Origin of the sequence: Halobacillus sp. SY10, from assembly GCF_045401165.1 — a bacterium.
GTDB lineage: Bacteria > Bacillota > Bacilli > Bacillales > Halobacillaceae > Halobacillus > Halobacillus aidingensis.
On sequence record NZ_CP174345.1, the window covers coordinates 319795 to 345144 of the forward strand.

The following is a 25350-nucleotide window of genomic DNA, read 5'->3' on the forward strand; positions in this document are numbered from 1 at the left end:
GATGTTTTCGGGGTTCGTTGCCGTGTTGGGCGTCAGGGGTGGTTGGGAAGCCGCTCGCTCCCCCACAGGAAAGCGACTCATTCCCCGTAGCCCCATTCTCAAAGAACATCTCGAAACTGAGTCTTCCACAATCCTGCCATATTATTGAATAACTTTTTATGAAAGTTCACTCAGATCTGTAAAAAAGAAATGTATGCTGAGTTTGAAACTTTTTCTCCCTCTCGTACGTCTATTATGACAACCCGCGCATCTATTTGTCGGGTATAATAGATGGGAGGTTCCGCATAACGTAAGTGGGAATCTACCATTTTTACAAGGGGTCGAGAACATGAAAACACGTGTCAGTCTATGGATGTTGATCGTCGTTTTGTTTACAGCGTTCGCTTTGCCTTCGAGCATTTCCGCTTCGACAGGGGATCAGGGCATCAATGAAAAGTTGGGTCTGCCGATTGTCGTTTATGGAGAAGCCTTGTCTGAAGCACAGAAAGCTGAAGTGTCTGAGCTGCTTGAAGTTAACCAGCATGACCAGGTCGATGAGTTTACTGTCAATGGCCAGGATCTTGCCAATTATATCGGGGGAAACCCGAATTCGAATATGTACTCATCTGTCAAAATCATTCACCAGGATAATGCTGAAGGATTGAATATTGAAATCGTAACACCTGATAACATAACACAGGTGACGAAAGAAATGTATACAAATGCTTTGCTGACCGCCGGTGTGGAGAATGCGGATGTGCTGGTGGCTTCTTCTGTCAAAGTCAGTGGCCACTCTGCGCTTACAGGTATCTATAAAGCATACGATGCTAAAGGTGTGAAGCTTGATGAAGAACGGATGAAAGTCGCGAGTGATGAGCTTGATATTGCAACAGATATCGCTGAAAAGGAAGGTGTCGATCGGGATAAAATCAGTGAACTTTTGACCGAAATCAAGAAGCAGATTGCTGAGCAGGACCCAGCTACACGGGAAGAAGTGGAGCAGATTGTCCAAGATCAACTGCAATCTTTGAATATTGAACTGAGTGAAGAAGACCGTCAGCGATTGATCGATTTGTTTGAGCAAATGCGCAATTTGAATATCAACTTCGATCAGGTTCAAAACCAGTTGGAAGATCTGACAGGAAGTATCCAGGATTTAATTAATGACGATGGATTTTGGAACAGCTTGCGGAATGCCGTGCAGGACTTCTTCAAATCTCTGAGTAACTTCATCAACTCACTATTCAACTAGTAAAGGTTTTAATAATTTTAATAATTATCGCCAAACCAGGTCATCCATCGTGGATGATCTGGTTTAGTTTTTCTTTTTAAAAAAACTCCCGCTCCTTTGGTGGAGGGGAGATTCTTTTAGTTAGTGATGGTTTTGGTATCTTCCACAATTTGTTCAAACGGGACTTCTGTGTCCCCTTTATATTTCTTCATGACCATTCCTTCTTCGTTGATTAGGTAAAAGGCTGTTCCATGAATGACCTGGTCGTTTCCTTCCGTTTTTACAGCAGAAGTTTTGAAGCTCTCTTGAGCGAACTTAGCAATTTCTTCCTGCGTGTATTCGGTAATGAAGGACCAGTTGCTATGATCAACACCGTACTTTTTGCCAAACTCTTTTAATACTTCAGGTGAATCTACCGTCGGATCTACACTGAAGGATACAATTTCAGCATCGACCCCTTCTTCTTTTAACTGCTCTTGAATTTTCACCATATTACGGGTCATGGGCGGACAGACCGTATTGCAGTTGGTAAAGATGAAGTTCGCAAGCCAAACTTTTCCTTCCATATCATCGGTGGAAAAGCTTTCTCCCTCTTGTGTTGTTCCTTCAAAAGACTGGACTTCCCAATCCAGCGTATTCTCAAGTTCATTCGATCCGCAAGCAGCTAAAAAGACGACAATTCCTGCGAATAGGCTAAGTAATAGAAAACGTTTCATTATGTTTCCCCTTCCGGACATTATGATACAGGTCTAGTTTACGCCTGCATGAGAGCAAGGTCAATCGAACCTTAATATATTCGGTAAATGGACATATTTTCAGTCCCTATGGGAATGCTAAGGTTCCATGAATATCGGTTAGGGGATGAAGAGACATGCCTTATTTTATAGAAAAATCCGGGGCGAAATTATTTTATGATGATCGAGGGAATGGGGAAGCCATTGTTTTTATCCACCCTCCTGGAATGGGGAGGAAAGTATTTAAAATGCAGCACTCCCTCGCCAGGGAGTTTCGTGTCATTTTTCCTGACCTCAGTGGAAATGGGGATTCGGAAGTGATTTCTCATGCGCCTGATGTATCCATGTACGCAAGAGAAGTCGTCCAGCTTATTGATCATTTGAACCTCGACCAAATCGTAGTCGTCGGCTATTCGTGCGGAGGGATGATCGCCCAGGAATTCGCACTCACTTTTCCTGAACGGACGAAAGCGGTTATTCTTGCAGGAGGTTTCCCGAAGGTGGCCACAGGTGGACTGCGGTTTGAGTTTTTAGGAGGGATGTACTGGGTGGATAAAAGTCCGGAGACGCTTTCCAAATTACTCAGCCATTCCCATTTCAAAGATGTCGAAATCAAACGTGAATTGAATGAACATATGGCGAAGTCCGATCCGGAATGCTGGTACACCTATTACAATCGAGCCCTGTCTTTTGATTGCAGCGGGCGGTTAGACAAGCTTACTCAACCGTTGTTACTCGTTTACGGCAACAAAGAATTTTGGATCAATGAACACTCCAAATATTACAATGTTTGCCCGAAGGTGAAGATGGAAGTGATCGAGCATGCTTATCACCAGACGCCGGCCACCCACTATGATCGTTTCAATGATGCATTAACTCGTTTTGTTCATGAAGAAATATAAAAAAGCAGAGGAGCGGCAATCCTCTGCTTTTTCCTATTTGTTCAAGTCGAAGGTATGGCCCAATTTGTGGGCGTAGACCATCTTATTCACAGTAACGGTGATTTCCTTTGCGTTTCTTAGTGCAGGAGACTGGAAGTGGATGTCTCCTCTATTATCATGCCCCCAAATATTAGCCTCTGTGGTTTCGCCTTCATTCGTAACGACTTCTACAAATTTCTCCCGTTCTTCCTGGAGGCTGTTCATCGGGGCGAGTTGAGCACCGACCAATTTTTCTTCTTGATCCGCTTCATGGGGTTCATACTTGAGTAGAAGATTCATATTGGTTCCGGAAAATGAATCGACCTGCTCAAGGATGATATCTGTATTGTAAGCTTCTCCCACTTTTTCATTCAACACCACAGATTCGTTTGAATGATCTTTAAACTGAGTCATATCGATGGTGAACGAATAAGGTGTATCATCATGGATGTGAAGAGACTCAAGTTCAAGGCTCACTGCTTCTGTAAGTGGTTCTGATGGCGGCTGGAACCAGGCCTCATACACATTTTCTTCTTCCGTCTCGTTCAGATAAAGCCTGACAGGGTGTTCGGATCCTTCCTCTGTTTTTATAACGGCATGTACAGATTGGCCAATTTCTTCCCCATCCGCCTCTATTTTCATTTTTACGTAACTGGATGCAACGCCGATATTGATGGATGTCGGTTCCACTGTGACTAGGTCATCTGAGTACACCTCGTCTGTTATATAACTTTGAAGCACATGTCCATCCTTGTCATGGAAATAACGGACAGGCATTCCTTTAGTTTCGATCGTACGGTGATCGATCCGCAGACTAAAGGAAGTTAAAAAATCTTGATCATAATCCTTTATATCATGGGGGTCAAAATTATACCCCCATTTCTCCGTAATGGGAGGGAGCTGGATGAGACCGTACACTCGATTTTCAAACACAACTGTATCCCGGGGGTGAAGGGGTTGTGAATGGTGCTGGAACGATTGTTTGTCGCTCCCATTCATGGACTCAATGTTTATGCTCTCCACAGAAGGAGGCTGAACGAGGTACTTGGTTTCTTTATCATCACCACCTTTTCTCGTCAATGCAGAAAGGTCGATGCTGTATAAAACATGGATGGTAGGCCCGCTGTGCCACACCTCGTTGATCTGCATTCGTCCATCTTTATCAGGAATTGGTGTAGACTCCTGCGGTCGGACAGTTAACTCCTTTTCCCGGGCTAATGATAAACCGTGAATGCGTTCTTCATAAAACTCATTCACCTGTTCAAATGTATCGACTTCACGCCACTGAAGAGGGAATTCCTCTAGATCCACCGCTTTTGCTTTTCGCATTGGTTTAGAATCTGTACTCACAGCCAATTTTTCCTCACTGCTGTCCGTGAAAAAATAGGCCCCTATAGCAAAAAACATCAAAGAAACCACGATTAAAATCCACTTGCTCTTATTGGTGCCTTTCTTCATATGTAAATAACCCTTTCTTTTTATTTGTTTCTAAATTCCTTCATTAAATCTCTATCTTCTTTCGCATAAGCTCCCTATACTTTGTTTCGAGATGTTTATTGGAGTTTAGGGCTGCGGGAAACAGTTCGCTTTCCATGGGGCGGGCGCTGAGCCTCCTCAGGCTACGCCTTCCGGGGTCTCAGCTGTCCCACACGTCCCATAGGAGTCTCACCGTTTTGACCATAAGAGTATCTCGAAACCACTTCCAGAATAAGCAGCCCTCCATCGTATTGGGGGTTGGTGTATTCAACTCTCAAACAAGCAGAAAACTATACCCTAACGCTTGCTATAGAGCGCTTCTCAACTAGAAAGCAGTTATTATGGAAGACGCTCCATTTGTGTACATGGGTTCGTTTATCTCATCTCTCGAATGGGGTGGTTGGGAAGCTGCGAGACTCCCGTGGGCGATGGAGCTAGACGAGTTGCTCCCCAGCCACCCTGACGCGCAACTCAGCAACGAACCTCAAAACATCTCGAAATCGAGTCTCCACAATCCTGGCATATTCTTTAATAAACTATATAAAACATCACAGGGTTCTAGAGATTCTTGTAAAAATTTGTAGGTGTGTCAATCATATGATAACAGAATTTTCGGTCATTAAGGGAGGGAAGCACTAAAAAAGTGATCTCGCACTCGAGATCACTTTCTTAATCTTCATCATCGGAATAGTGGTGGTAGAGAGCTTCGCTTTCAGAATGGACTTCCGAATCATCTGCCTGATGGGAGAAGGATTGGTTGTAGCTCAACTTTCGGTTGAACACTTGCGCCATTTCATTGGTCTGCTCGACAGTACCTCGTCTTTGTTTTTTCTGCTTCATAGAAACTTCCTCCTTTTTAGGTAGTTTTCCTCGTGAAAAAAGGATTAAACTTTAGTTCTAATTTTCCGATATTTAGGAAGAGGGAATAAAATTTTTGGAGTAGGTGAACGGAATGGCTCGGATCATTGAACATCCATGGGATACACTAAAGCAGCTTTCCATCCCTATATGGTTCTTGGATATAGAAAAAGAGAACATCTATGTGAGTGAAAAGTTGCAAGATCAATGGAAGCTGGATTCAACCATCTTGGACCGGCATGATTTAATGCGACTCATACATAAGGATGATTTAGCATATTTGGACCATCATGCGATGACGAGAGAAGATCGTCATTTTTTTTATTTGAATTATCGTGTGTTGAACAATGGAAAGTACGAATGGAGGAAGGATATCGTCACGCCTTTCTTTGATGAAAATGGAAAGATTATGGGATACACAGGTATAGGTGCTCCTGATTCTGCTTACATTGAAGAATTGGGCCGGATTAAAAAAGCGATTGTGGAAATCGGAGATGCTTTCCTTTCCTACAATGGGCAGGAGTTCTTTGACTTTCTTGTGAAATATTTATCTTCTGTGCTTGGTGTAGAAACCGTACTGGTTGGAGAATTGACTGGAGAAGCCAAAGATCAAGTGACAGCGATCTCCTTGTCTCACAAAGGGGAGATTAGTTCAGGGCTGCAATACGCGTTAAAAGATACGCCTTGTGAGCAAGTAACGTTGACTCATGAATGTTATTATCCTAATGATGTAGGGAGACTTTTCCCTGAAGATATCACGATCAACGATTATGGAGTGGAGAGTTATCACGGGAAAGCTTTACTTAATTCAGATGGTGAAGTGATCGGAATTCTTGCGATTATGGATAACCGGACACAGACGAGCGGGCCATTGAGCAAGGCTCTTTTTCAAATTTTTGCTGATCGGACAGCGAATGAGCTTTCCCGGATGCAGGCGGAAAAGAAGCTGGAGATGTTGTCTCAGTATGACCCTTTGACAGGGCTTGTCACGCGCAGCTATTTGTCAGGAATCCTTGAAGACGAAATTCAGTCCATGAATGAAAAGGATAGCAACATTGCGCTCTTACTCATCGACATTGATAATTTTAAAATGATCAATGATTCATGGGGGCACACGAAAGGGGATGAGCTGCTTCGTCAGTTCTCCCGTTACTTGAGGCAGACATTCGCTCAGCATGATGCGGTGATTTCCAGGATCAGCAGTGATGAATTTATTGTCCTCCTCAAACATGTCAGAAGCATTGAAGAACTAAGGGAAGTCAGTGACTACGTTATTCATTCAATGCGACGCCCTTTTCTTATTGGAGAAAAAGAGTTCTACAATACCGTGAGTATCGGTGTCACGTTCACCCCGGCCCATCTTCGAAATCATTATAATGGAGAAACTCTTTTACGCCATGCGGATGCAGCGATGCATAAAGCGAAGAGAAGCGGAAAGAATCGCTATGCGGTTTATGAAGAAAAGATGAGTGAGCAGATGAGAGAAGAGCTTCACTTGAAACAATCCCTTCATCATGCTCTTGATAACAATCAGTTTGAGCTTTATTATCAACCCCAAGTGTGCGGGAGAACATCGCAGGTGATCGGATATGAATCACTCATCCGCTGGAACCATCCGGATTACGGTAGGTTATCTCCGCATTATTTCATCAGCCTTGCTGAAGAATCAGGGATGATCATAGAAATTGGTGAGTGGGTATTGAAGGAAGCTTGTCAGCAAACAAAAAGATGGCAGGTGGAAGATCGTAGACCGGATTTGAAAATATCGGTGAATTTGTCTGCCCAGCAGTTCAAAGATTTAAATCTTCCGAGAAAAGTGCTTGAAGCCCTCAAAAGTTCAGGGCTTTCTCCTGACAGCTTGATCCTCGAAATTACGGAAACGATGGTCCTTCAAGATTTCGACCGCAGCACAGACACGTTGAACAGTTTGCGTGAAAAGGGGATTAAAGTACATCTGGATGACTTCGGTGTCGGTTTTTCTTCCCTCAGTTATTTGAACCGTTTGCCTGTGGATGCGATAAAAATCGATCGTTCTTTCATTAATCAAATTGGTGAACGAGGGGAAGAGGTGCCGATCGTCAATGCCATCATCAGTATGGCGAAAAGTCTCGGCCTGCAAGTCATTGCTGAAGGTGTGGAAACAAGTGAACATATTGCTTACTTAAAACAAAAAGGCTGTTATGAATATCAAGGCTATTACTTCAGTAAACCTGTACCGGCAAGTCTTGTACACAATTAACATGAGTGATCAAATTTACCATTCTTAAAAAACCGTCCATGATCCGTGACTTCTTTTGGACGGTATTCATTTTAGCAAGAAAGCATACGGTCGACCCATGCTCAGAGTATCAGGCTCTGAGCATTTTCTTTATGCAGGGAAGGTCTATTTCAAGTATGCTTTCTATTAAAGGAAGAGCGATTCAAATGGATTTGGAGTATAGGGGGATTCTTATGGCAGAAATGCTAACCATTTATAATGAAAATGAGCAGCCAATTGGAATAAAAGAAAGGGAGAAGGTGCATTTGGACGGGGATTGGCACGAAACGTTCCATTGTTGGATGTTCCACAAGGAAGGTGAAACGATCCATTTATTGCTTCAACAAAGAGCTGATCACAAGAAGGACTTCCCGAGCTTGTTTGATATTACCGCTGCGGGACATGTAGAAGCGGGGGAGGATGTACTTCTGGCTGGTGTCCGGGAAATTGATGAGGAAGTCGGTTTGACGGTTGTGCCTGGAGATTTAATCCCTCAAGGCGATTACAAGGAGGAACTGAAGGAAGGGGTTCGCGTAGACCGGGAAATTTGCCGTATTTACCTCTTACCATGGACAAATGACAAGACCTTTACGATTGGAGAAGAGGTGAAGGACATCGTTTCTGTGCCACTGGAAGATATGGAAGGTTTGATGGATATACCACGGAGCGTGAAGGGGGTCTCTATTCTTAATGGTGAAGAAAAAGAAGTGAATCGTAAAAATCTTGTCCCACATGAAAAAGGATATGAGCGGTATGTTTTCCAAGCGATTCGAGAATATGTCGCAAAACTTTGACAATATTCCAACTTGTTCTATATAATTTCTGATTAAGTGATAGAGAGAGGAGACGAACGATGACGAATACATCTTTTGATACGAAAATAGTCCACCATAAGGCGGATCAAAGTCTTGTACCGAATAGCAAGAGTACACCGATTTACCAGACGTCCGCCTTTACATTCAAAGATTTGGATCACTTGGAAAGTTATTATGAGGGAAACAGCCCTTATTTATATACGAGAGAGCGTAACCCCAATACTGATGAACTTGCTGGAACCGTTGCTGAACTGGAAGAAGCACCAGCCGGAGTAGCGTCTTCATCCGGAATGTCAGCCATCCTTGCCGGCATTCTCGCAGTTGCAAAACCCGGGGATCATATCGTTGCCGCAGAGGATGTTTACGGAGGTTCACACAAGCTGATCACCAAAGAGCTGCCCACGTTCGGGATTGATGTAACGATGGTTTCTTTTTCAAATCTGGAGGAGGTTTCAGAGGCGATCACAGACAAAACGAAGCTGCTTTATACGGAATCGATTTCAAATCCTTTTTTACGGGTGGAAGATCTTGAAGGCCTCGTCGCTCTTGCTCGCAAAAAGAATGTGAAATCGATGGTTGATAATACGTTCGCGACCCCATACTTATTGCAGCCGTACACGCGTGGCGTCGACCTTGTCGTACATAGTGGGACGAAGTATATTGGTGGGCACAGTGACGTGACGTGTGGTGTGCTGGTCGGGAGTGAGGAATTGGTTCAGGCTGCTACCCAGAAGATTGTCACATTTGGTGCAAATCTCAGCCCATTTGAAGCATGGCTGACTCAACGAGGGGCCAAAACGTTAGGTCTTAGAATGAAGAAACAATCATACAATGCAAAGCAGGTAGCAAAAGTCCTGGATGAGCATGATGCCGTCCGTACCGTCTATTATCCCGAAAAGGTATCGGAAAGAGGGAACGGTGCCATTGTGACCATCGAGCTTAATGATTCGATTGACATAGAGGCGTTTTTTCGATCGCTCGGTTGGGTGAAAATCGCCCCTACGTTGGCAGGAGTCGAAACGACGGTTTCTTATCCTGTACGTACGTCCCATCGTGCGTTATCGGATGAGGAGCGCGAGAAGATCGGCATCAATGATTATGTGATTCGACTGTCAATCGGAATCGAAGATCATGAAGATATCATAGAACAGCTGAAAAAAGCGATTGTAGATTCTAAAAGTTGAATTTTCTAAAATGATTGACTTTTCTGTTTGTTATCCGTTATAATTCACAACATGATCAATTAACTGCATACATCTCTTATCAAGAGAGGCTGAGGGAATAGGCCCTGTGAAGCCCGGCAACCTTCAAACATCGGTTTGAAAAGGTGCCAAGTCCTACAGATCTAAAAGGTCTGGTAGATAAGAGGAGGAAACGAAATGACAAACCCTCTTCTTATTTGGAAGAGGGTTTTTTGCTGTTCGGAAGAAAGTTCCATGGACATTTTGTATGCACAAAGCCAACTATATCTATAAGAATAGAAACCTTTACGAGGAGGAACGAATCATGACTAATTCATTTGAAAGCTATGATGTAGATACGATTTCTTTACACGGAGGGCAGTCCCCGGATCCGACCACAGGATCTCGTGCGGTGCCGATTTACCAAACGACTTCCTATGTTTTCCACGACACAGAACATGCCCAGAGCCTTTTTGCGCTTGACGAGCCGGGAAATATCTATTCCCGAATCGGAAATCCGACCGTCGATGTTTTTGAAAAAAGGATGGCCCTCTTGGAGGGAGGAGTCGCTTCTGTTGCGACAGCTTCCGGAATGTCAGCCATTGCTCTATCCATTCTGAACATCGCAGGATCTGGAGACGAAGTCGTTGCCGCGTCGAACCTTTATGGCGGGACCTATAATTTATTCGCTAACACTTTACCGCGATATGGCATTAAAGTCCATTTTGTCGACCCGGAGGAGCCGGAAAACTTCCGAAAAGCGATTACAGATCGAACGAAAGCTGTCTTCGCTGAAACGATCGGAAATCCAAGCTTGCACGTGCTGGATATTGAAAAGGTAGCGGCCATCGCGCATGATCATGACCTTCCACTTCTAATCGACAACACATTCGCGACCCCTTATACATGCCGGCCGATTGAGCACGGAGCCGACATCGTTATCCACTCCGCGACGAAGTGGATCGGGGGCCACGGGACGGCCATTGGAGGAGTGGTCGTAGACGGAGGACAGTTTAACTGGGGAAACGGCAAGTATCCGGTTTTCACAGAGCCTGATAGTAGTTACAACGGAATCGTTTATACCGCCGACTTCGGAACGCTTGCTTATATTACGAAACTGCGTGTCCAGCTGCTTCGGGATTTTGGATCGTGTTTGAGCCCGCAGAATGCTTTCTTGTTGTTACAAGGGTTAGAGACGCTGCATTTGCGTGTCGCCCGTCACGGAGACAACGCCCAGGAAATTGCAGAATACTTACAAGGTCATCCTGATGTGAAATGGGTATCGTATCCAGGGCTCCCTACACATCCAGCCCATGAACTAGCCAACCGTTACCTTAATGGAGGGTATGGTTCGATCGTAAACTTTGGCATCAAAGGTGGACGGGAAGCCGGAAGACAAGTGATCAATAATATATCGCTCTGGTCCCATGTAGCAAACGTTGGAGATGCCAAATCATTGATCATCCACCCTGCATCAACGACACACCAGCAATTGTCTGTCGAAGATCTTGCTGCAAGTGGAGTGACGGAAGAATTAATCCGCTTATCCATTGGACTTGAGTCGAGCAAGGATTTGATTAATGATCTTGATCGTGCCATTGCGAAAGCGACAGGAAGAGCGCCGGAACAAACAGCGATCACCGAAAATGATGAAGGTGTCATCAAGTGGGCCTTAAGCTCCTCTAAAACCGAAGAAGATGGGGAAACGCGTCCAAAACGTTTGGCGGTCGTCGGATTGAGCGGGAAGCCTTCACGTCCGAGCCATCGTCTAGCGAGAAAAATGCAGAGGCTGGGTTATCAAATCGTCCCTGTAAATCCAAGAGAAACGGAAGTGCTTGGAGAGAAGGCGTATCCAGACCTAAGATCGATCCCATTCAAAGTTGATGTCGTGCAAGTGTTCCGCAGTCCGGAAGCAGCCATTGAAATTGCTAAGGAAGCAGCGGAAATCCGGCCGGACGTTTTCTGGCTGCAAGAAGGTGTCATCGCACCGAAGGCGGCCCAAATCGCAAGTGAAGCAGGGCTTGAAGTGGTCCATAACCGTTGTACGTATAAAGAGGCCCAGCGGTTGCGAGGAACCATCGATACGTACGCATGTGAAATCTAAAAACCGAAAAAAGAGGAGAGTGTATCATGGGACTAAAGAAAACGTTCATCACTTTAGGGTTACTTGCGACATTGGGTTTGGTGGGGTGTTCAGGGGATGCAGAAGGGGAGAGCGCATCACCAGAAAAAGTGACGCTCGACTATGCGTATTACTCCCCGACGAGCCTTGTACTGAAAGAACAGGGTTTGGCTGAAGAAATTTTTGAAGATGAGGGGATAGAAGTCGAGTGGGTCCTCAGCCAGGGGAGTAACAAAGCCCTCGAATTCTTGAATTCAAGCAGTGTAGACTTCGGTTCGACCGCCGGTGCAGCGGCTCTGATGGCGAAATCAAATAATGCCCCTGTAGAATCTGTTTATTTATATTCCAAGCCCGAATGGACGGCGCTCGTTACGAATCCTGATTCCGGAATATCGTCCGTGGAAGATTTGAAAGGGAAAAAAGTAGCGGCGACGCTCGGGACGGATCCTTACATTTTCTTAGTCCGCGCCCTGAAGGATCACGGGCTTTCTACAGAAGACATTGAGCTTGTGAATCTGCAGCACCCTGAAGGAGCATCGGCACTGACGAATGGCAACGTCGATGCATGGGCAGGGCTGGATCCTCATATGGCTCGTAATGAATTGGAAGGCGGGGCGGAACTTTTCTACCGGAAGCCGGAATTCAATACTTACGGAACATTGAACGTACGGTCGGACTATGCCAAAGATCATCCAGAAGTCGTTAAACAAGTGATTGAAGCTTATGAAAAAGCGAGAAAATGGACAATTGAGAATCCGGACAAAGCAGCTGAAATCCTTGCCGAAGAAGCGGGACTGGATTTGGAAGTAGCGAAGAAGAGTCTGGAAAGGAATGACCTATCGAATCCTGTGCCAGGGGATGAATTGAGAGAAACCGTGCTCGGAGCGGGCCAAGTGCTTCAGGAGGAAGAAGTCATCAAGGCAGACGTGGATATTGAAAAAATTACAGAAGAACTCATCAATCCGAAATACGCGGAAGAAGTGATTGAATAGAAGGAGGAAACACGTTTATGTCCAGTCGTACAGAAGCAACCGTCCGTCCGGCATCCAAGGGGAAGAAAACACGTGTTTCCGTGAAGGGGAGCCTATCCGGTTCATGGCTGGGTCTGATCCTGCCTGCTTTCATCATCCTTTTGTGGGAGTATGCTTCAAGGGCGGGGTGGGTGGCTCCCCACTTGCTTCCTTCTCCAACGACCGTCGTGGATGAAATGTCATCCATGGCCCAGGAAGGGGAGCTGTTGGGGCATATCACCATTACTCTCTATAGAGTCTTTGCTGGCTTTCTGGCAGGAGCCCTGGCTGCTGTCATTCTCGGTGCGGCGACAGGTTATGTGAAAGTGATCCATCAGTTGCTTGATCCTATGTTGCAAGCACTAAGAGCCATTCCGTCTCTGGCCTGGGTTCCCTTATTCGTCTTGTGGATCGGCATTGGAGAAGCTTCCAAAATCACGCTCGTGGCTGTGGGGGTTTTCTTTCCAGTGTATTTGAATTTGACTGCGGGCATACAGGGGATTGATCGGAAACTGATCGAAGTGGGTAGAATCTATAACTTTTCGAGTTTGCAGCAAATCAAGAAAATCATTCTACCAGCCTCCTTGCCTTCTTTCATTGTCGGATTAAGAAGTGGACTGAGTCTTGGGTGGATGTTCGTGGTTGCAGCTGAATTGCTCGGTGCTAGCCAGGGCCTTGGATATTTGATGGTATACGGACAGAATACATCAGCTCCATCACTCGTAATTGGAAGCATCATTCTGTTTGCCATCTTCGGTAAGATCACAGATGAAATTTTAAAGCGTATTCAATCGAAGACATTGAAATGGCAGGATAATTTGGAAAATGCGTCATAAAGGAGGGTGTCTATGTTAGCTGTCGATCACGTATCCCGTACCTTCCAAAACGGAAAAGCAGGATTCAAAAATATTGATTTGCAGTTACGGAGAGGAGAGGTTGTCGGAGTCTTAGGGACCAGTGGGTGCGGTAAAAGTACACTGCTGCGTGTCCTCTCCGGTCTGGACACACAATTTGAAGGGAGCATTCTTACAGAAGCGGAGCGTCCGGAAGAAGCTTTCGGGATGATGTTCCAGGAGCCGAGACTCATGCCTTGGTTAACCGTCTTGGATAATGTGACGTTCGGTTTTTCTAAGAAGGAAAAGAAATCAGAGGCTTTGGAGTTGATTGAAACGGTAGGGCTGCAGGGGTTTGAAAAACATTACCCGAAAGACCTGTCAGGCGGAATGGCCCAGCGGGCAGCGATTGCCAGATCTCTGCTCAGTCAACCGGATATCTTGCTCCTCGATGAACCGTTCAGCGCCCTCGATGCATTTACAAAAATGCAGCTGCAGGATCTACTTTTGGCGATATGGGAAAAGCGCAGGACGACGACATTGCTCGTCACTCACGATATTGATGAGGCGCTTTATTTATGTGACCGTATCGTAATCATGCGCGGGCAGCCGGGGCAGATCGAATCTGAAATTTTCATCAACCGGCCGAAACCTCGAAAAAGAGGAGATGCCCATCTTGCAGAGTTGAAAGAAGAAGTATTGAAGGAATTGGATTTCACCAAATCATAAGGAGGATCAAGGATCATGGCAGCAACGATCATCCCACCACAATCGGCAGATTACAACATTGAGAAAGAATGGCTGGAAGGGAAACCTTTTGACTGGAGTACTGTACACGCTCGTTTTACATGGAATGTGACAGGTGAAGTGAACATGGCTTATGAAAGTATCGACAGACACGTTGATGAAGGGAAAGGGGACCGGATTGCTTTACATTACATCTCAGAAGAAGAGGAATTCACCTACACTTTTTCTGAACTTAAAAAAGAAGTGAACCGCTGGGCGAATGTGCTGTTTGATCATGGTGTGAGAAAAGGCGACTTCGTTTTCGTCTTTTTACCGAAACATCCGCATTGTCACATCGCTATGTTTGCAGCGATCAAAATTGGGGCGGTGGTCGGTCCGTTATTTGAGGCTTTTATGGCAGATGCGGTAAAGGACCGCATCAACGATTGTGAAGGGAAATACTTAATTACAGAGGATTCGTTTCTGAATCGAGTGCATAGAGAAGAGATTCCAAGCCTGACAACCATTTTTACCACGAATAAAACAGAGGGAGCGAACCCTTCTATTACCAGGGAAGCGGAGAAGGCGAGCGATGAACTGGAAACGGTGTGGGTAGACCTTGATGACGGGCTGAACATTCATTATACGAGCGGATCGACGGGCAAACCGAAAGGAATCGTCCATGCCCACCGAAACATGATCCAGCAGTATCAGACGGGCCGATGGGTATTGGATCTTAAAGACGATGATGTGTACTGGTGTACCGCACACCCGGGATGGGTGACAGGGACGGTCTATGGAGTATTCGCTCCTTTACTGAACGGGGTAACTACAGTCATTCATGGAGGGCGTTTTTCAGCAAAAGCGTGGTATGAAGTTTTGGAGAAGGCTAAAGTTTCAGTATGGTATAGTGCTCCAACGGCATTCAGGATGCTGAAGGCTCAGCCCGAAGACATGCACTTCAACTATGACCTTTCTTCTTTACGTCATATTTTAAGTGTCGGAGAACCACTCAACCCGGAAGTCATTCACTGGGCCTACCAAACGTGGAATTTGAGAATTCATGATACATGGTGGATGACAGAAACAGGGGCGCAGCTCATTGCCAACCTTCCCACACGACCGATCAAACCCGGATCCATGGGAAGACCGATTCCTGGAATTGAGATTGAGATCCTTAATGAAGAAGGACAGCCCCTCCCCCCGTTTGAAACAGGGCATCTAGCCATTCGTTCTGCCTGGCCGTCCTTAATGAAAGAAGTGTGGAAGAATCCGAGTAAATTCGACTCGTACTTTCCGTTTGGAGAAGAATGGTATTTAGCTGGCGATTTAGCTTACGTGGATGAGGATGGTTACGTTTTCTTTCAAGGGAGAAGTGATGATATGATCAATTCTTCCGGAGAGCGTATTGGTCCTTTCGAAGTGGAGAGCAAGCTACTTGAACACCCTGCTGTACGTGAATCGGGAGTTGTTGGGAAGCCCGACCCGGTGCGGGGAGAAATCGTGAAAGCATTTATTGTTGTGAATGATGGGTACGAAAAGGGAGAAGACCTTTTGATCGACATCAAGCGTTTTGTGAAAACAGAGCTTGCTGCCCACTGCACACCAAAGGAAATTGAATTTATCGAAGAGCTACCAAAAACACAAATCAGTGGGAAAGTTTTACGAAGAGAATTGAAGAAGTGGGAAAAAGTGAATTCTTAATAAAGAACGGCCGCCTGTGTGACGGCCGTTTTTTTATGCAACGGAATAATATTATATGCATGGAAAAAGCGGAATCCATGAATATGTAATAAATTCTAAACATTCTCATAATCTAGAAATAACTATGAATCTCGCGGTTTCAGTGGCCACTGAAAGTTGTACAACACCGTATGGTACATAGTTGTTTTAGAAACTACCAGCAAATTCTATTCAATTTTCACTCATTCTATGTTATAATTTATAAAGCACATTTCCACACGCGCTGGTTGCAACCATCTATGACGAGCCTGAACAAGGCTCAAAGGTACCGAACCCCATAATGTAAGTAAGTCTTTTTTTAATGCTTTTTTGACATGACTGGGTACATGTCGTCTTTGAAATTTTTCACTTTTTAAACAAAATAATAAGTAAGCGTTTTCATAATGTTGTAGGAGGTTACTTCATGAAACTAACAACCAAGATTTTTATAGGTTTGATTCTTGGTGCGATTGTAGGCTTGGGTCTGCATTTAGCTGCACCGGATCTGTTCAGTACGTTAGATGCTTATGTTTTCGGTCCTTTAGGTACGGTATTCTTAAATCTTATTAAAATGCTAGTTGTACCAATCGTATTCTTTTCTATCACCCTAGGTACCGCTTCTCTTGGCGACCCTAAGAAATTAGGTAGGATCGGTGGGAAGACCATTGCATTCTTCCTTGTTACAACGACGATTGCAATTAGTATCGCGATTTCTCTAGCCTACCTTTTCCAACCGGGAAATGTTGATATCAACCCTGCAGGTGCAGAGTATGAAGCTCAAGAAGCACCTGGTGTCGTTGAAACATTTACGAACATCATCCCAACAAACCCGATTCAGGCAATGACAGAAGGGAACATGCTTCAAATTATTGCCTTCGCTATCTTTATCGGTTTCGCACTAGCGATGCTTGGTAAGAAGACGGAAGGTATTTACAAGCTTGTCGAACAAGGAAATGAAATCATGATGTTCCTTGTAAATCTAATCATGCGCTTTGCTCCTTATGGTGCCTTCGGTCTCCTTGCTTCTGCAATAGGAACGATGGGAATCGACGGCATGAAAGGAATGGCTATGTACATGATTGTCGTCATCTTAGGATTGATTATCCATGGGGTCGTCACGTACGGTTCTGCGGTCGCTTTCCTTGGAAAGATGAATCCAATCAAGTTCGTCAAAGGGTTCTTCCCTGCGATGACGGTCGGTTTTAGTACGTCAAGCAGTAGTTCAACGCTACCGATTTCCATGAAAACAGCTCAGGAAAACTTGAATGTGCCGAAGCCTGTCAGTAGTTTCGTCCAGCCATTGGGTGCAACCATCAACATGGATGGTACAGCCATTATGCAAGGGGTAGCGACGATCTTCATCGCTCAAGTTTACGGTTCTGATCTTTCTTTTGCGCAACTTGTAATGGTCGTTCTGACGGCGGTTCTTGCGAGTATCGGTACCGCGGGAGTTCCTGGTGTAGGGCTGATCATGCTTGCGATGGTTCTTAACCAAGTATCTCTGCCAGTCGAAGGGATCGCGCTAATCATCGGTATCGACCGACTGCTTGATATGTTACGTACATCCTTGAACATCACGGGAGACGCAGCATGTGCCGTCGTAGTCGCTGAATCTGAACGAAAACACGGCATTGATGAGGATGCCAAACGTATGGAAGCATAAAGCATAATAAACAAAAGTGCAACCTTTTTGGTTGCACTTTTTTTATTTTATTTAAAATGAAGTCTCCCAATCATCCATTTCCTTATATAAGTTATTAAACTAAATGGCAGGATTGTGTAAGACTCAGTTTCGAGATGTTTTCGGGGTTCGTTTGCCAAAATGGGAGTCAGGGGTGGATGGGAAGCAACTCGCTTTCCTGTGGGGGAGTGGCGAGCTTCCTCGGGCTACGCCCTGCGGGATCTCGCCGATCTCCTTTCTCCCACGGGAGTCTCGCAGCTTCCCAACCACCCCATACAATAAAGGTGAGAAACGACCCCTTTGCCTGGTATGCGTGTCTTTCACAAATCCTGATTCTATAGTAATAAAGCGTTCTATAACAGGATTTATACATTCAAAATGCGGTTGGAGAATCCATGTTGCTTCACTTTCCTTAGGAGTAAAAGCTTCCCTTTCCTGGAAGTGGTTTCGAGATACTTATATGGCAAGGGGGCGGAGGGGGATGGCGAGACTCCTGCGGAAAGCGAGTCATTCCCAGCAGCCCCCATCCACTCAACAAAAGTCTCGAAACTGAGTATCCAACAATAGGGAGCGTTTGTGAAGGAGGAGGGAAATGAAATTCAGATGTGTCTGGCTGTGTGATTCAAGCAGCTGGACTTTTTTATAGAATGCCACTAGATTTGTTGATTGGACACAAAGGGTTTCGTTTGAGAAAGCAGAATATAAGTAAGGAAGAATGAGAGAGGGTGACGTGTATCCAAAGCCTCTGATGGGTATAGTAACAGATAGATAACTTGGAAGAGGTGATACGATGTTTTATTCAGTGACGTTACAAAAAATAATCTTTCTTACAGGAATCGGTATTATTATCGGTGCCATCATCGGTTTTTCTTCTGTTCTCGGATTCGGTCTTGATGGTTCTGTTTTTGTCCTTTCTATGTTCTTGAGTATCATCAGTGTTTATACGACGGCCATGTACGCGGAACTCTATCATATCCGTGAAGCCATCAATAAACAAAACAAGAACCTTTAAGGGGAATCATAGAAAACACTGAATAATAGAATGGTTATGTATAAGACGCCTACAATCGCCATGGTCCAGTATGTACCCTTCGTAATTTTTTTAAAGACCACGAAGAAAGTGGCGATGACAGCGGAAATGATAAAAACACTATAAAATATGCCCAACTCCTTTAACCCCTTTCTTGGTTATTGTTGCTATTGTAATGGATACGGGACAATTATGCGAGGGAGAGGATGGAATGTTTGGAATTGAGTGGGTAGCTGCGGTTTACCTGCAAGCTAGAAAGGGAACAATGGAAGATAGTATCCAGAGAGGATGGGTGCTCCATGACCCTGTTTGATGGATTGTTTTTAGTAGTGACGGTCTTTTGGCTGGCAGAGTTTTTTATCTTCAGAAATGATCGGTCGGGTGAAAGTGGTTCTTATGAACGCCGCTCTTTTCTGCTGATCCTCGCGGCCGTGGTCGTGACGCTCGTATTTTCTCTCTTAATGCAGGAATGGGACATTGGGATTATTTATTATCGAGGAGTCTGGTGGATAGGATTGGTGGTGTACGCGATTGGAGTAGGTCTGAGATATTGGGGGATTCTCCATCTGAAAGATCAGTTTACGCGCAATGTCTCAGTTCAAGAAGGCGACCGCCTCGTAAGTAGTGGTCCTTATCGTCTGCTCAGACACCCTCTTTATACAGGGCTTTTATTCATCATTATTGGGTTTTGTTCAGGACTCGGCAACCTGTATGCGGCACTCCTATGTGGAATTTTCATGACGATCGCATTACTACATAGAATTAAGCTCGAAGAAGCGATGCTCGTGGAGCAGCATGGAGAAAGGTATAGGAAATGGTGCCGTTCGAGGTACCGGCTGATTCCTTTTGTCTATTAATTTTGGAGGTGGATGGTTTTGAAAAAGAAAACAGCGGTTGTAGTGGGAGCAGGTTTAGGTGGTATGTCAGCAGCGATTCGACTGTCAGCAGATGGTTATGATGTGAAAATCATTGAAAAAAACAGCAACATAGGTGGAAAGCTGAACCGCAGAGAGGGGAAAGGATTCACGTTTGATACTGGACCATCTATATTGACGATGCCTTGGGTTCTTGAGCAGCTTTTTGAAAGTGTGCATCGCCGTCTTGAGGACTATATCACTGTAGAACGTGTCGAACCGCAGTGGCGCACATTTTTCGAAGATGGCACACAACTCGACGTAACGAGCGATCTACCTAATATGCTTGAGGAGATGGCCAAGGTTACCGAACGGCCGAACCGAAAGCTGACCGATTTCTTGTCCTACAGTCAGGATATGTATGAACTCTGTATGAAGAGTTTTTATAAATATAGTATCGAAGACTTGAAAGATTTGAAGAAACATCATAAATTAAGTGAATTATTCCAGATGGATCCGATGAATACGGTAGCGAAAGCGACGCACAAGCACTTTGATAACAAATATTTGGAGCAGTTGTTCAATTATTTTGTGATGTATGTAGGATCCAATCCTTACGCTACACCGGCTATTTTGAATCAGCTTGTCTATGTTCAGCTTGGGCTTGGCATCCATTATGTTAAAGGCGGCATGTACAAAATTGCTGAAGGTATGGGACGTCTTATGGAAGAGCTGCGTATCGATGTGGAATTGAATACTCCAGTCCAGCGATTTGTCGTTGATGGTGATCGTGTTATTGGTGTAGAAACGGCTGAGGGAACGATTCACGAAGCGGATGTTGTCATCTCTAACCTTGAGGTCATCCCGGCATATCGGAAGCTGGCTCCACAAACATCCAAAGTGAAGAAAGAAACAAAAGCTCTCGAGAAAAAGTTCGACCCGACCGTATCAGGACTTGTGCTATTGCTTGGAACGGATCGTAAATTCGAGAACTTAAAGCATCATAACTTCCTTTTCTCCGAAGATCCGGAAAAAGAATTCAAACAGATCTTTGAAGAAGGGAAGCCTGCGGATGATCCGACAATCTATATCGGAATTTCGGCAAGGTCTGATGAAACGCAAGCGCCTGAAGGGAAAGACAATCTTTTTGTACTGACGCACGTTCCGCCGCTTGAAAACAAAAAGCGTAAACCGATCGACTGGGATGCGTACCGCGAAACGGTGTTGGATAAGCTAGAGCGCATGGGCATGGAAGGGTTGCGTGATTCGATCGAGTTTGAGTATCGTTTTACTCCTGAAGATCTCGAGACCTTATATGGCCCGAATGGTGGCTCTATTTACGGGATAGCGGCTGACCGCAAGTCCAATGGTGGGTTTAAGATACCATCCAAGAGTCAAATTTACGACGGCCTTTATTTTGTCGGTGGCTCTACTCACCCGGGTGGAGGTGTACCGATGGTAACATTGTCGGGACAGCTGACTGCTGACTTGATTAAAGAGAGAGAAACAGAACCCGTTCACCAGTAAAAGAAAGCTCAGCGCCGCGGAGGCACTGAGCTTTCTGTATGAGAAAGGGGGAAGACTTCTCGCGTTCCATTCATTTACTGTTTACCGGGGCAGAGGGAAGGGAATGGTTGAAAAATGCCATATTGAAGTTGATTTGAAGGAGTTTTTTTATGAGCGACTGGATGATTTTTGCTCTGTTTTTTATATCAGGAATCTTAACATTTTTCATAGCCTCAAGGCTTGCAATATTTGGGGATGCGGTAAAAGAAAAAACGAAAGCATCTTCCGCTTTCATGGGAGCGATCATTGGTATAGCCATCTCGCTGCCTGAATTAACCTCAAGTGTTACGGCGATTGTCATCGACAGCCCTGACTTGGCTGTTGGAAACTTGATCGGAAGCAACCTGTTCAACATCATGGGTCTTGCGATTTTTGACATTGTCTATCGCCGCTATCAAATATTGACGCATGCAACGGTGGAAAGTAAGTTATATGGCTGGCTTGTGATCTTTATGACACTTATCGTCATGGCTGGTTTGAGTTTGACCTTACCGACCCATGTTTTCCACATTAGTTACACGTCGATTGTCATTGTGGTTCTTTACTTTGTTGGTTCAAAATTCATCAATGACCGGACAGAATACCAGGGTAGAAAAGTGAAACGACAAAATGAACGATACAAGGATTATTCATACAAACAGGTGCTTTGGCGCTTTGTTCTATATGCTTTTCTAATTATGGTTATTGGCAGCGTATTGACCATTACGGCTGAGCGGATATCCGTCATAACGGGGATCGGTGCGTCCTTTATCGGTGCATTTTTAGTGGCGATCAGCACGTCATTACCTGATGCTGTCAGTGTAGGGACAGCGCTCAAGCTCAGGAACTTCAATCTCGGAATCAGCTCGTTGCTCGGAAGTAACGCCTTCAACCTGATGATTCTTGCGATAACAGATTTTATTTATTTTAAAGGGAATCTTTTACAACAATCGTCTCCTGCAAACATGATCACAGGGATAACGTCCATCGTGTTCATTCTATTAATCATCTACAGTATTACACGCAAGAATGTTCGTGCATGGAATTACTTGATTCCTTCCTTCTTAATTATTGTGAGCTATTTTGTCACTACGTATCTAGCGTTTCAAATGAAATGATAAGAATTGGCTCCCTGGATTAGAGGAAGTTGTTTGTCCATTGGATTAGAATTTTTTCGACTCTAGACCAACGAAATAGAAGAGGGAGATGTGAAGCGAAAGGTGGGGGAGTGGATGGAGTGGCCCGAACGGTTAGTAAATGAAGCAAAAAAGAGGATGGAACCTTATGATGTAGAAGGTTTCGTTCTTGGCAAAGGGGATGATCGTGGCAGGGTCATGATTGTCGGTGAAGCGCCTGGTGAAAATGAAGCGATTAAAGGGGAGCCCTTTATTGGAAGGGCGGGCGATGAATTGGACAAACAGCTCGACTATCTCGGTATGGCCAGAGAAGATGTTTATATCACGAGTGTAGTAAGAAGCCGGCCCTACAAATGGGTGAAGACGACCAAGAAGGGGATGGGGGGCCAACGGAAAGCTAACCGCAAACCAAACCAAAAAGAAATCTATGCTCATGCCAAACTTCTCGATTATCAAATAGAACAAATGAAGCCTGACATCATTATCGCTCTTGGAGGAGTGGCTTATGAACGGTTGACCGGTGACAAAGGGAAAATCAGTGATGTCGTTGGTGAAGCCATCCGTACCCCTGTCCAGAAGGAAGAAGAAGGGGGATATAGAAAGTCTAAGGAAGAATATACCATTGTTCCCCTCTATCATCCGGCGGCCGTTTTTTATAATCCGAAAATCAAGGAGGATATCTATCGGTCACTTGATCGTTTGAAAGATTATTTGGAGCGTGATAGGTAGTCATATTCTTCAGCAATTGTGAGTTTTAATATAAAGGAGATCTGCAAGCAACAGTGGCCCTCCGTATAAGGGATCAACTGTCTTCTTTGTGGTTCATCTGAACTTTTTCAAATACAAAGTAGCCTTGTGTGCTGGCCGTTACAGATCCTATGCCTGTGCTTCTCCAGCTGCGGATGGCGATTCGGTTTTTGTCTTCTTCTCCTTTGATTTTGTAAATTTTCGTTTCAGGGAGAAAAGCGGTTACGCTCTCTAAAGCGTCAGACTCCTCCCCGGGATTTTTGTGGTTGATGGTTCCGATTACTTCTCCGAGCTCCTTAGGTGTTACTCTCTTTGCCGTTTGGAAAAACTGCTCATCCTCGTGAATGACGTACGTTTCCCTGACCATCATCGACGTCATATGTTTTTTGGAATTATCTGCTTTTACAAAAGTAGATGGTGGCTCTACAGCTGCTGTTTTCAGCTCGGGAACGGTGTCTTTGGTCATCAACAAACCAGCTGTTTCCGGTGGTTGTTGGTTTTGTGAAAGTTGCCAGCCTGTAAAAAGGAGAAGGGCTGCCGTTGGGATGAGGAAAGTCTTCGTGCCCGTGTGTGGTTGCTTTTGTATCTTTTTTTGGGAAGATTTCAAGACCATTTTTTTCATATGTCTTTCGTCAAAGGGGACCTGATCATATTTCACTTTCTGGTCCATTTTTTTCAATTTACGATCAATCAAATCACTCACTCTGGGAACTCCCTTCCGATGTTAACCTTTCTTGCAGTAGTTGGCGTGCGCGTCTTAAGCGAGTCTTTACTGTGTTCGGACTTGTATTCAGCACGTTCGCCAATTCATTGATGTCGAACTCTTCAAAGTAATATAGAATGATGATTTCTCTGTATTTATCTTCAAGCTTGAGGACATGTGCCAGCAGGGTTTCATCCTCGTCCTGCTGCAACACGAATTCTTCCGGCGTCTCCTTTGTTGAGGGGATGGAACGGAATAGTTCCGTGCCTTTTTTGACGACCCTCTTCATGTAAGAACTTTTTAAATGATCCTTACACAAGTTAATGGTAATTTTGTACAACCACGTTTTAATGGTGGATTCTTTTTTGAAACTGGTATATTTCTGGTATGCTTTAATAAATGTTTCTTGAGTGATATCTTCGGCAATCGCATAATCTTTTACATACGAATAAGCGAGCCATTTTAAATCATGGCCGTATTCTTGAATCCATTCTTCCAGCCGTTCCTCATCATGTTCTTCGGGTTCATATGTAGATTGTGAGCGTTGGTTGTGTATCAATTTTTCCCACCTCATCTGTTTAGACGACACTCCCCGAGAATAAGTTTTTGCTTTGCTTGATTTCTTATGATCTTATCTATGTATTCGATAGACATCACCGTTTTCCTTTATAAAATAAAGAGGGAGGATCGTGAGTGTATGCGATCCTCTGCGATTATCGGAGGGGTATGGAATGCAAAGACCTGGACGTTGGCTTGCTGTTGTAGGGTTTTTCTTATGGCTGATATGGAAATTCTCCTTTTCTATTGAGTGGCTGGAATTTTCGATAGGTTTTAGTTTATTTGTCCTTGTTCCACTTTTACTTGAAGAAGCAGTCAAAGATTCTCGGAAAAATCGAGCGGATCATTGGTTGTGGCAGTGTCTCGTATGTTTGCTCCCATTTTCCATATCAGGTGTTCTATCTTTATCCATGCCGTCGGGATGGGAAGCGGCGGCTTGGGGATTGATTTGGTTCATTTATACATTATCCGTGGCAGTGGGAGGCGTTTGGCGTTTCCGGTTGCGTCAAGGGGCAAGAGTGGAAGAGCTGAGCATTGATGCTGGTTTTCTATATTTAGCTTTCGCTGGCCTTTTCCTTTTCTTCTCCCGTCTCCCTGTAAAAAATTTCGGTTCATTTTCGACACGGGAATGGATTGTTTTGGCTTTGTTTTTTCATGGAGTCGTTTTTTTATTGGCGGTGATCACCGGTTTCTTTGGTCGGTACCGAAAAGAGATGGCAGTTAAGCCGAAAAAGCAAGTCGATCGTCCTTACCGTTTTTTAGTTATTACGGTTCTCGTCAGTCCATTCATCGGTTTTTTCAGTCTTTTTTATGAAACGGAAGCCATTATTCTTTCGGTTGTTATTTTTTCATTTTTGCTCGTTTGGATGTGCCTGTGGTGGTTCTGGTTATCGGTTGAGTTTAAGCCTTGGGTACAGACGGCGTTAATTTTGACGAGCTTTATGGGATTCAGTATCGTTGGCAGTGCGTTGTGGAAGGGATTGAGTATCGGCCGTTTGAGTAGTGTGGGGATGCTTGCGACCATTCCGCCGTATGGATTCTTTTCTGCCTTACTCTTTTCTTGGCTGATTGTTTTTGCGTGGAGGGGTGTAAATAAACCACGGCGAATCCTGCCCGAGAGTGATTAGTGGGGTGAAAAAGTTTCACGTGGAACTTGGATCATTCTGTCGATATTTTCCATGTTCTGCTATGAAGAATAGCTGAAGCTTCCTCTTCAGTTATCATGGATTTAT

At 44.6% G+C, this 25350-nt stretch carries 23 protein-coding genes and 1 riboswitch; of the genes, 17 read left to right on the forward strand and 6 right to left on the reverse strand.

From position 1 onward, the window contains the following. Window positions 1–328: 328 nt before the first annotated feature. The gene (locus ACJA3J_RS01735; protein ID WP_089654833.1) at window positions 329–1231 is read left to right on the forward strand and encodes a DUF1002 domain-containing protein; all 903 of its coding nucleotides are present in this window, start codon (window positions 329–331) and stop codon (window positions 1229–1231) included. Window positions 1232–1347: 116 nt separating this feature from the next. Here ACJA3J_RS01735 and ACJA3J_RS01740 read toward each other — a convergent pair whose 3' ends face one another. Next, entirely contained in the window at window positions 1348–1926 is a 579-nt protein-coding gene (locus ACJA3J_RS01740; RefSeq protein WP_089654834.1) for an SCO family protein, read from the reverse strand. 155 nt (window positions 1927–2081) lie between these two features. Here ACJA3J_RS01740 and ACJA3J_RS01745 point away from each other — a divergent pair, with 155 nt between their 5' ends. Further along, on the forward strand, window positions 2082–2846 hold the full coding sequence (locus tag ACJA3J_RS01745; protein WP_406945358.1) for an alpha/beta fold hydrolase: 765 nt from the start codon (window positions 2082–2084) through the stop codon (window positions 2844–2846). A 33-nt stretch (window positions 2847–2879) separates the two neighbouring features. On the opposite strand, the gene ACJA3J_RS01750 is transcribed toward ACJA3J_RS01745, so the two are convergent. Next, window positions 2880–4322 (reverse strand): hypothetical protein, encoded by a 1443-nt coding sequence (locus ACJA3J_RS01750; protein WP_406945359.1) that lies wholly within the window; start codon window positions 4320–4322, stop codon window positions 2880–2882. Window positions 4323–5009: 687 nt separating this feature from the next. Beyond that, on the reverse strand, window positions 5010–5180 hold the full coding sequence (locus ACJA3J_RS01755) for a hypothetical protein (RefSeq protein ID WP_160917376.1): 171 nt from the start codon (window positions 5178–5180) through the stop codon (window positions 5010–5012). 112 nt (window positions 5181–5292) lie between these two features. Here ACJA3J_RS01755 and ACJA3J_RS01760 point away from each other — a divergent pair, with 112 nt between their 5' ends. The 10 genes from ACJA3J_RS01760 to ACJA3J_RS01805 all read left to right on the forward strand — a co-directional run bounded on the left by ACJA3J_RS01760 (window position 5293) and on the right by ACJA3J_RS01805 (window position 18557). Continuing rightward, window positions 5293–7437, forward strand: a complete 2145-nt coding sequence (locus tag ACJA3J_RS01760) for an EAL domain-containing protein (RefSeq protein ID WP_406945360.1) — start codon at window positions 5293–5295, stop codon at window positions 7435–7437. 212 nt (window positions 7438–7649) lie between these two features. Continuing rightward, the gene (locus ACJA3J_RS01765; protein ID WP_406945361.1) at window positions 7650–8249 is read left to right on the forward strand and encodes an NUDIX domain-containing protein; all 600 of its coding nucleotides are present in this window, start codon (window positions 7650–7652) and stop codon (window positions 8247–8249) included. A 59-nt stretch (window positions 8250–8308) separates the two neighbouring features. Continuing rightward, window positions 8309–9454 carry a trans-sulfuration enzyme family protein gene (locus ACJA3J_RS01770; protein WP_406945362.1) on the forward strand — a complete coding sequence of 382 codons (1146 nt, stop codon included), beginning with the start codon at window positions 8309–8311 and terminating at the stop codon, window positions 9452–9454. A 73-nt stretch (window positions 9455–9527) separates the two neighbouring features. After that, window positions 9528–9638: riboswitch (SAM riboswitch) on the forward strand. Window positions 9639–9776: 138 nt separating this feature from the next. Continuing rightward, entirely contained in the window at window positions 9777–11555 is a 1779-nt protein-coding gene (locus ACJA3J_RS01775) for a PLP-dependent aspartate aminotransferase family protein (RefSeq protein WP_406945363.1), read from the forward strand. A gap of 26 nt (window positions 11556–11581) precedes the next feature. Then, window positions 11582–12565: an aliphatic sulfonate ABC transporter substrate-binding protein gene (locus tag ACJA3J_RS01780; RefSeq protein WP_406945364.1), complete on the forward strand. Its 984-nt coding sequence runs from the start codon at window positions 11582–11584 to the stop codon at window positions 12563–12565. Between the two features lie 17 nt (window positions 12566–12582). After that, complete coding sequence (locus ACJA3J_RS01785; RefSeq protein WP_406945365.1) at window positions 12583–13419, forward strand: ABC transporter permease; 837 nt, start codon at window positions 12583–12585, stop codon at window positions 13417–13419. Between the two features lie 12 nt (window positions 13420–13431). Next, window positions 13432–14145: an ABC transporter ATP-binding protein gene (locus ACJA3J_RS01790; RefSeq protein WP_406945366.1), complete on the forward strand. Its 714-nt coding sequence runs from the start codon at window positions 13432–13434 to the stop codon at window positions 14143–14145. A 15-nt stretch (window positions 14146–14160) separates the two neighbouring features. Beyond that, window positions 14161–15846 (forward strand): acetate--CoA ligase, encoded by a 1686-nt coding sequence (gene acsA / locus ACJA3J_RS01795; protein WP_406945367.1) that lies wholly within the window; start codon window positions 14161–14163, stop codon window positions 15844–15846. Between the two features lie 442 nt (window positions 15847–16288). After that, a complete protein-coding gene (locus ACJA3J_RS01800) occupies window positions 16289–17527 on the forward strand; it encodes a dicarboxylate/amino acid:cation symporter (RefSeq protein WP_406945368.1) in 1239 nt (412 codons plus the stop codon). A gap of 808 nt (window positions 17528–18335) precedes the next feature. After that, window positions 18336–18557: a hypothetical protein gene (locus ACJA3J_RS01805; RefSeq protein WP_406945369.1), complete on the forward strand. Its 222-nt coding sequence runs from the start codon at window positions 18336–18338 to the stop codon at window positions 18555–18557. Here the strand turns inward: ACJA3J_RS01805 and ACJA3J_RS01810 are convergent. Then, window positions 18554–18712 (reverse strand): hypothetical protein, encoded by a 159-nt coding sequence (locus tag ACJA3J_RS01810; protein WP_406945370.1) that lies wholly within the window; start codon window positions 18710–18712, stop codon window positions 18554–18556. The two genes, ACJA3J_RS01805 and ACJA3J_RS01810, sit on opposite strands and share 4 nt — an antisense overlap. Before the next feature lie 162 nt (window positions 18713–18874). Here ACJA3J_RS01810 and ACJA3J_RS01815 point away from each other — a divergent pair, with 162 nt between their 5' ends. The 4 genes from ACJA3J_RS01815 (at window position 18875) to ACJA3J_RS01830 (ending at window position 22839) form a co-directional block, all read left to right on the forward strand. Further along, window positions 18875–19432, forward strand: coding sequence for an isoprenylcysteine carboxylmethyltransferase family protein (locus ACJA3J_RS01815; protein WP_089654744.1), 558 nt, complete (start codon window positions 18875–18877; stop codon window positions 19430–19432). 12 nt (window positions 19433–19444) lie between these two features. After that, the gene (locus ACJA3J_RS01820) at window positions 19445–20956 is read left to right on the forward strand and encodes a phytoene desaturase family protein (RefSeq protein WP_406945371.1); all 1512 of its coding nucleotides are present in this window, start codon (window positions 19445–19447) and stop codon (window positions 20954–20956) included. 149 nt (window positions 20957–21105) lie between these two features. Beyond that, window positions 21106–22092: a sodium:calcium antiporter gene (locus tag ACJA3J_RS01825; RefSeq protein ID WP_089654742.1), complete on the forward strand. Its 987-nt coding sequence runs from the start codon at window positions 21106–21108 to the stop codon at window positions 22090–22092. A 90-nt stretch (window positions 22093–22182) separates the two neighbouring features. Continuing rightward, window positions 22183–22839: a uracil-DNA glycosylase gene (locus tag ACJA3J_RS01830; protein WP_406945372.1), complete on the forward strand. Its 657-nt coding sequence runs from the start codon at window positions 22183–22185 to the stop codon at window positions 22837–22839. 73 nt (window positions 22840–22912) lie between these two features. Here ACJA3J_RS01830 and ACJA3J_RS01835 read toward each other — a convergent pair whose 3' ends face one another. Then, window positions 22913–23560, reverse strand: coding sequence for a hypothetical protein (locus tag ACJA3J_RS01835; protein ID WP_089654740.1), 648 nt, complete (start codon window positions 23558–23560; stop codon window positions 22913–22915). After that, window positions 23553–24119, reverse strand: coding sequence for a sigma-70 family RNA polymerase sigma factor (locus ACJA3J_RS01840; protein WP_406945373.1), 567 nt, complete (start codon window positions 24117–24119; stop codon window positions 23553–23555). The genes ACJA3J_RS01835 and ACJA3J_RS01840 overlap by 8 nt, the downstream gene beginning before the upstream one ends. A 172-nt stretch (window positions 24120–24291) precedes the next feature. Between ACJA3J_RS01840 and ACJA3J_RS01845 the strand changes: the two genes are divergently transcribed. Continuing rightward, window positions 24292–25245, forward strand: a complete 954-nt coding sequence (locus ACJA3J_RS01845; RefSeq protein ID WP_406945374.1) for a YndJ family transporter — start codon at window positions 24292–24294, stop codon at window positions 25243–25245. Window positions 25246–25350 lie beyond the last annotated feature (105 nt).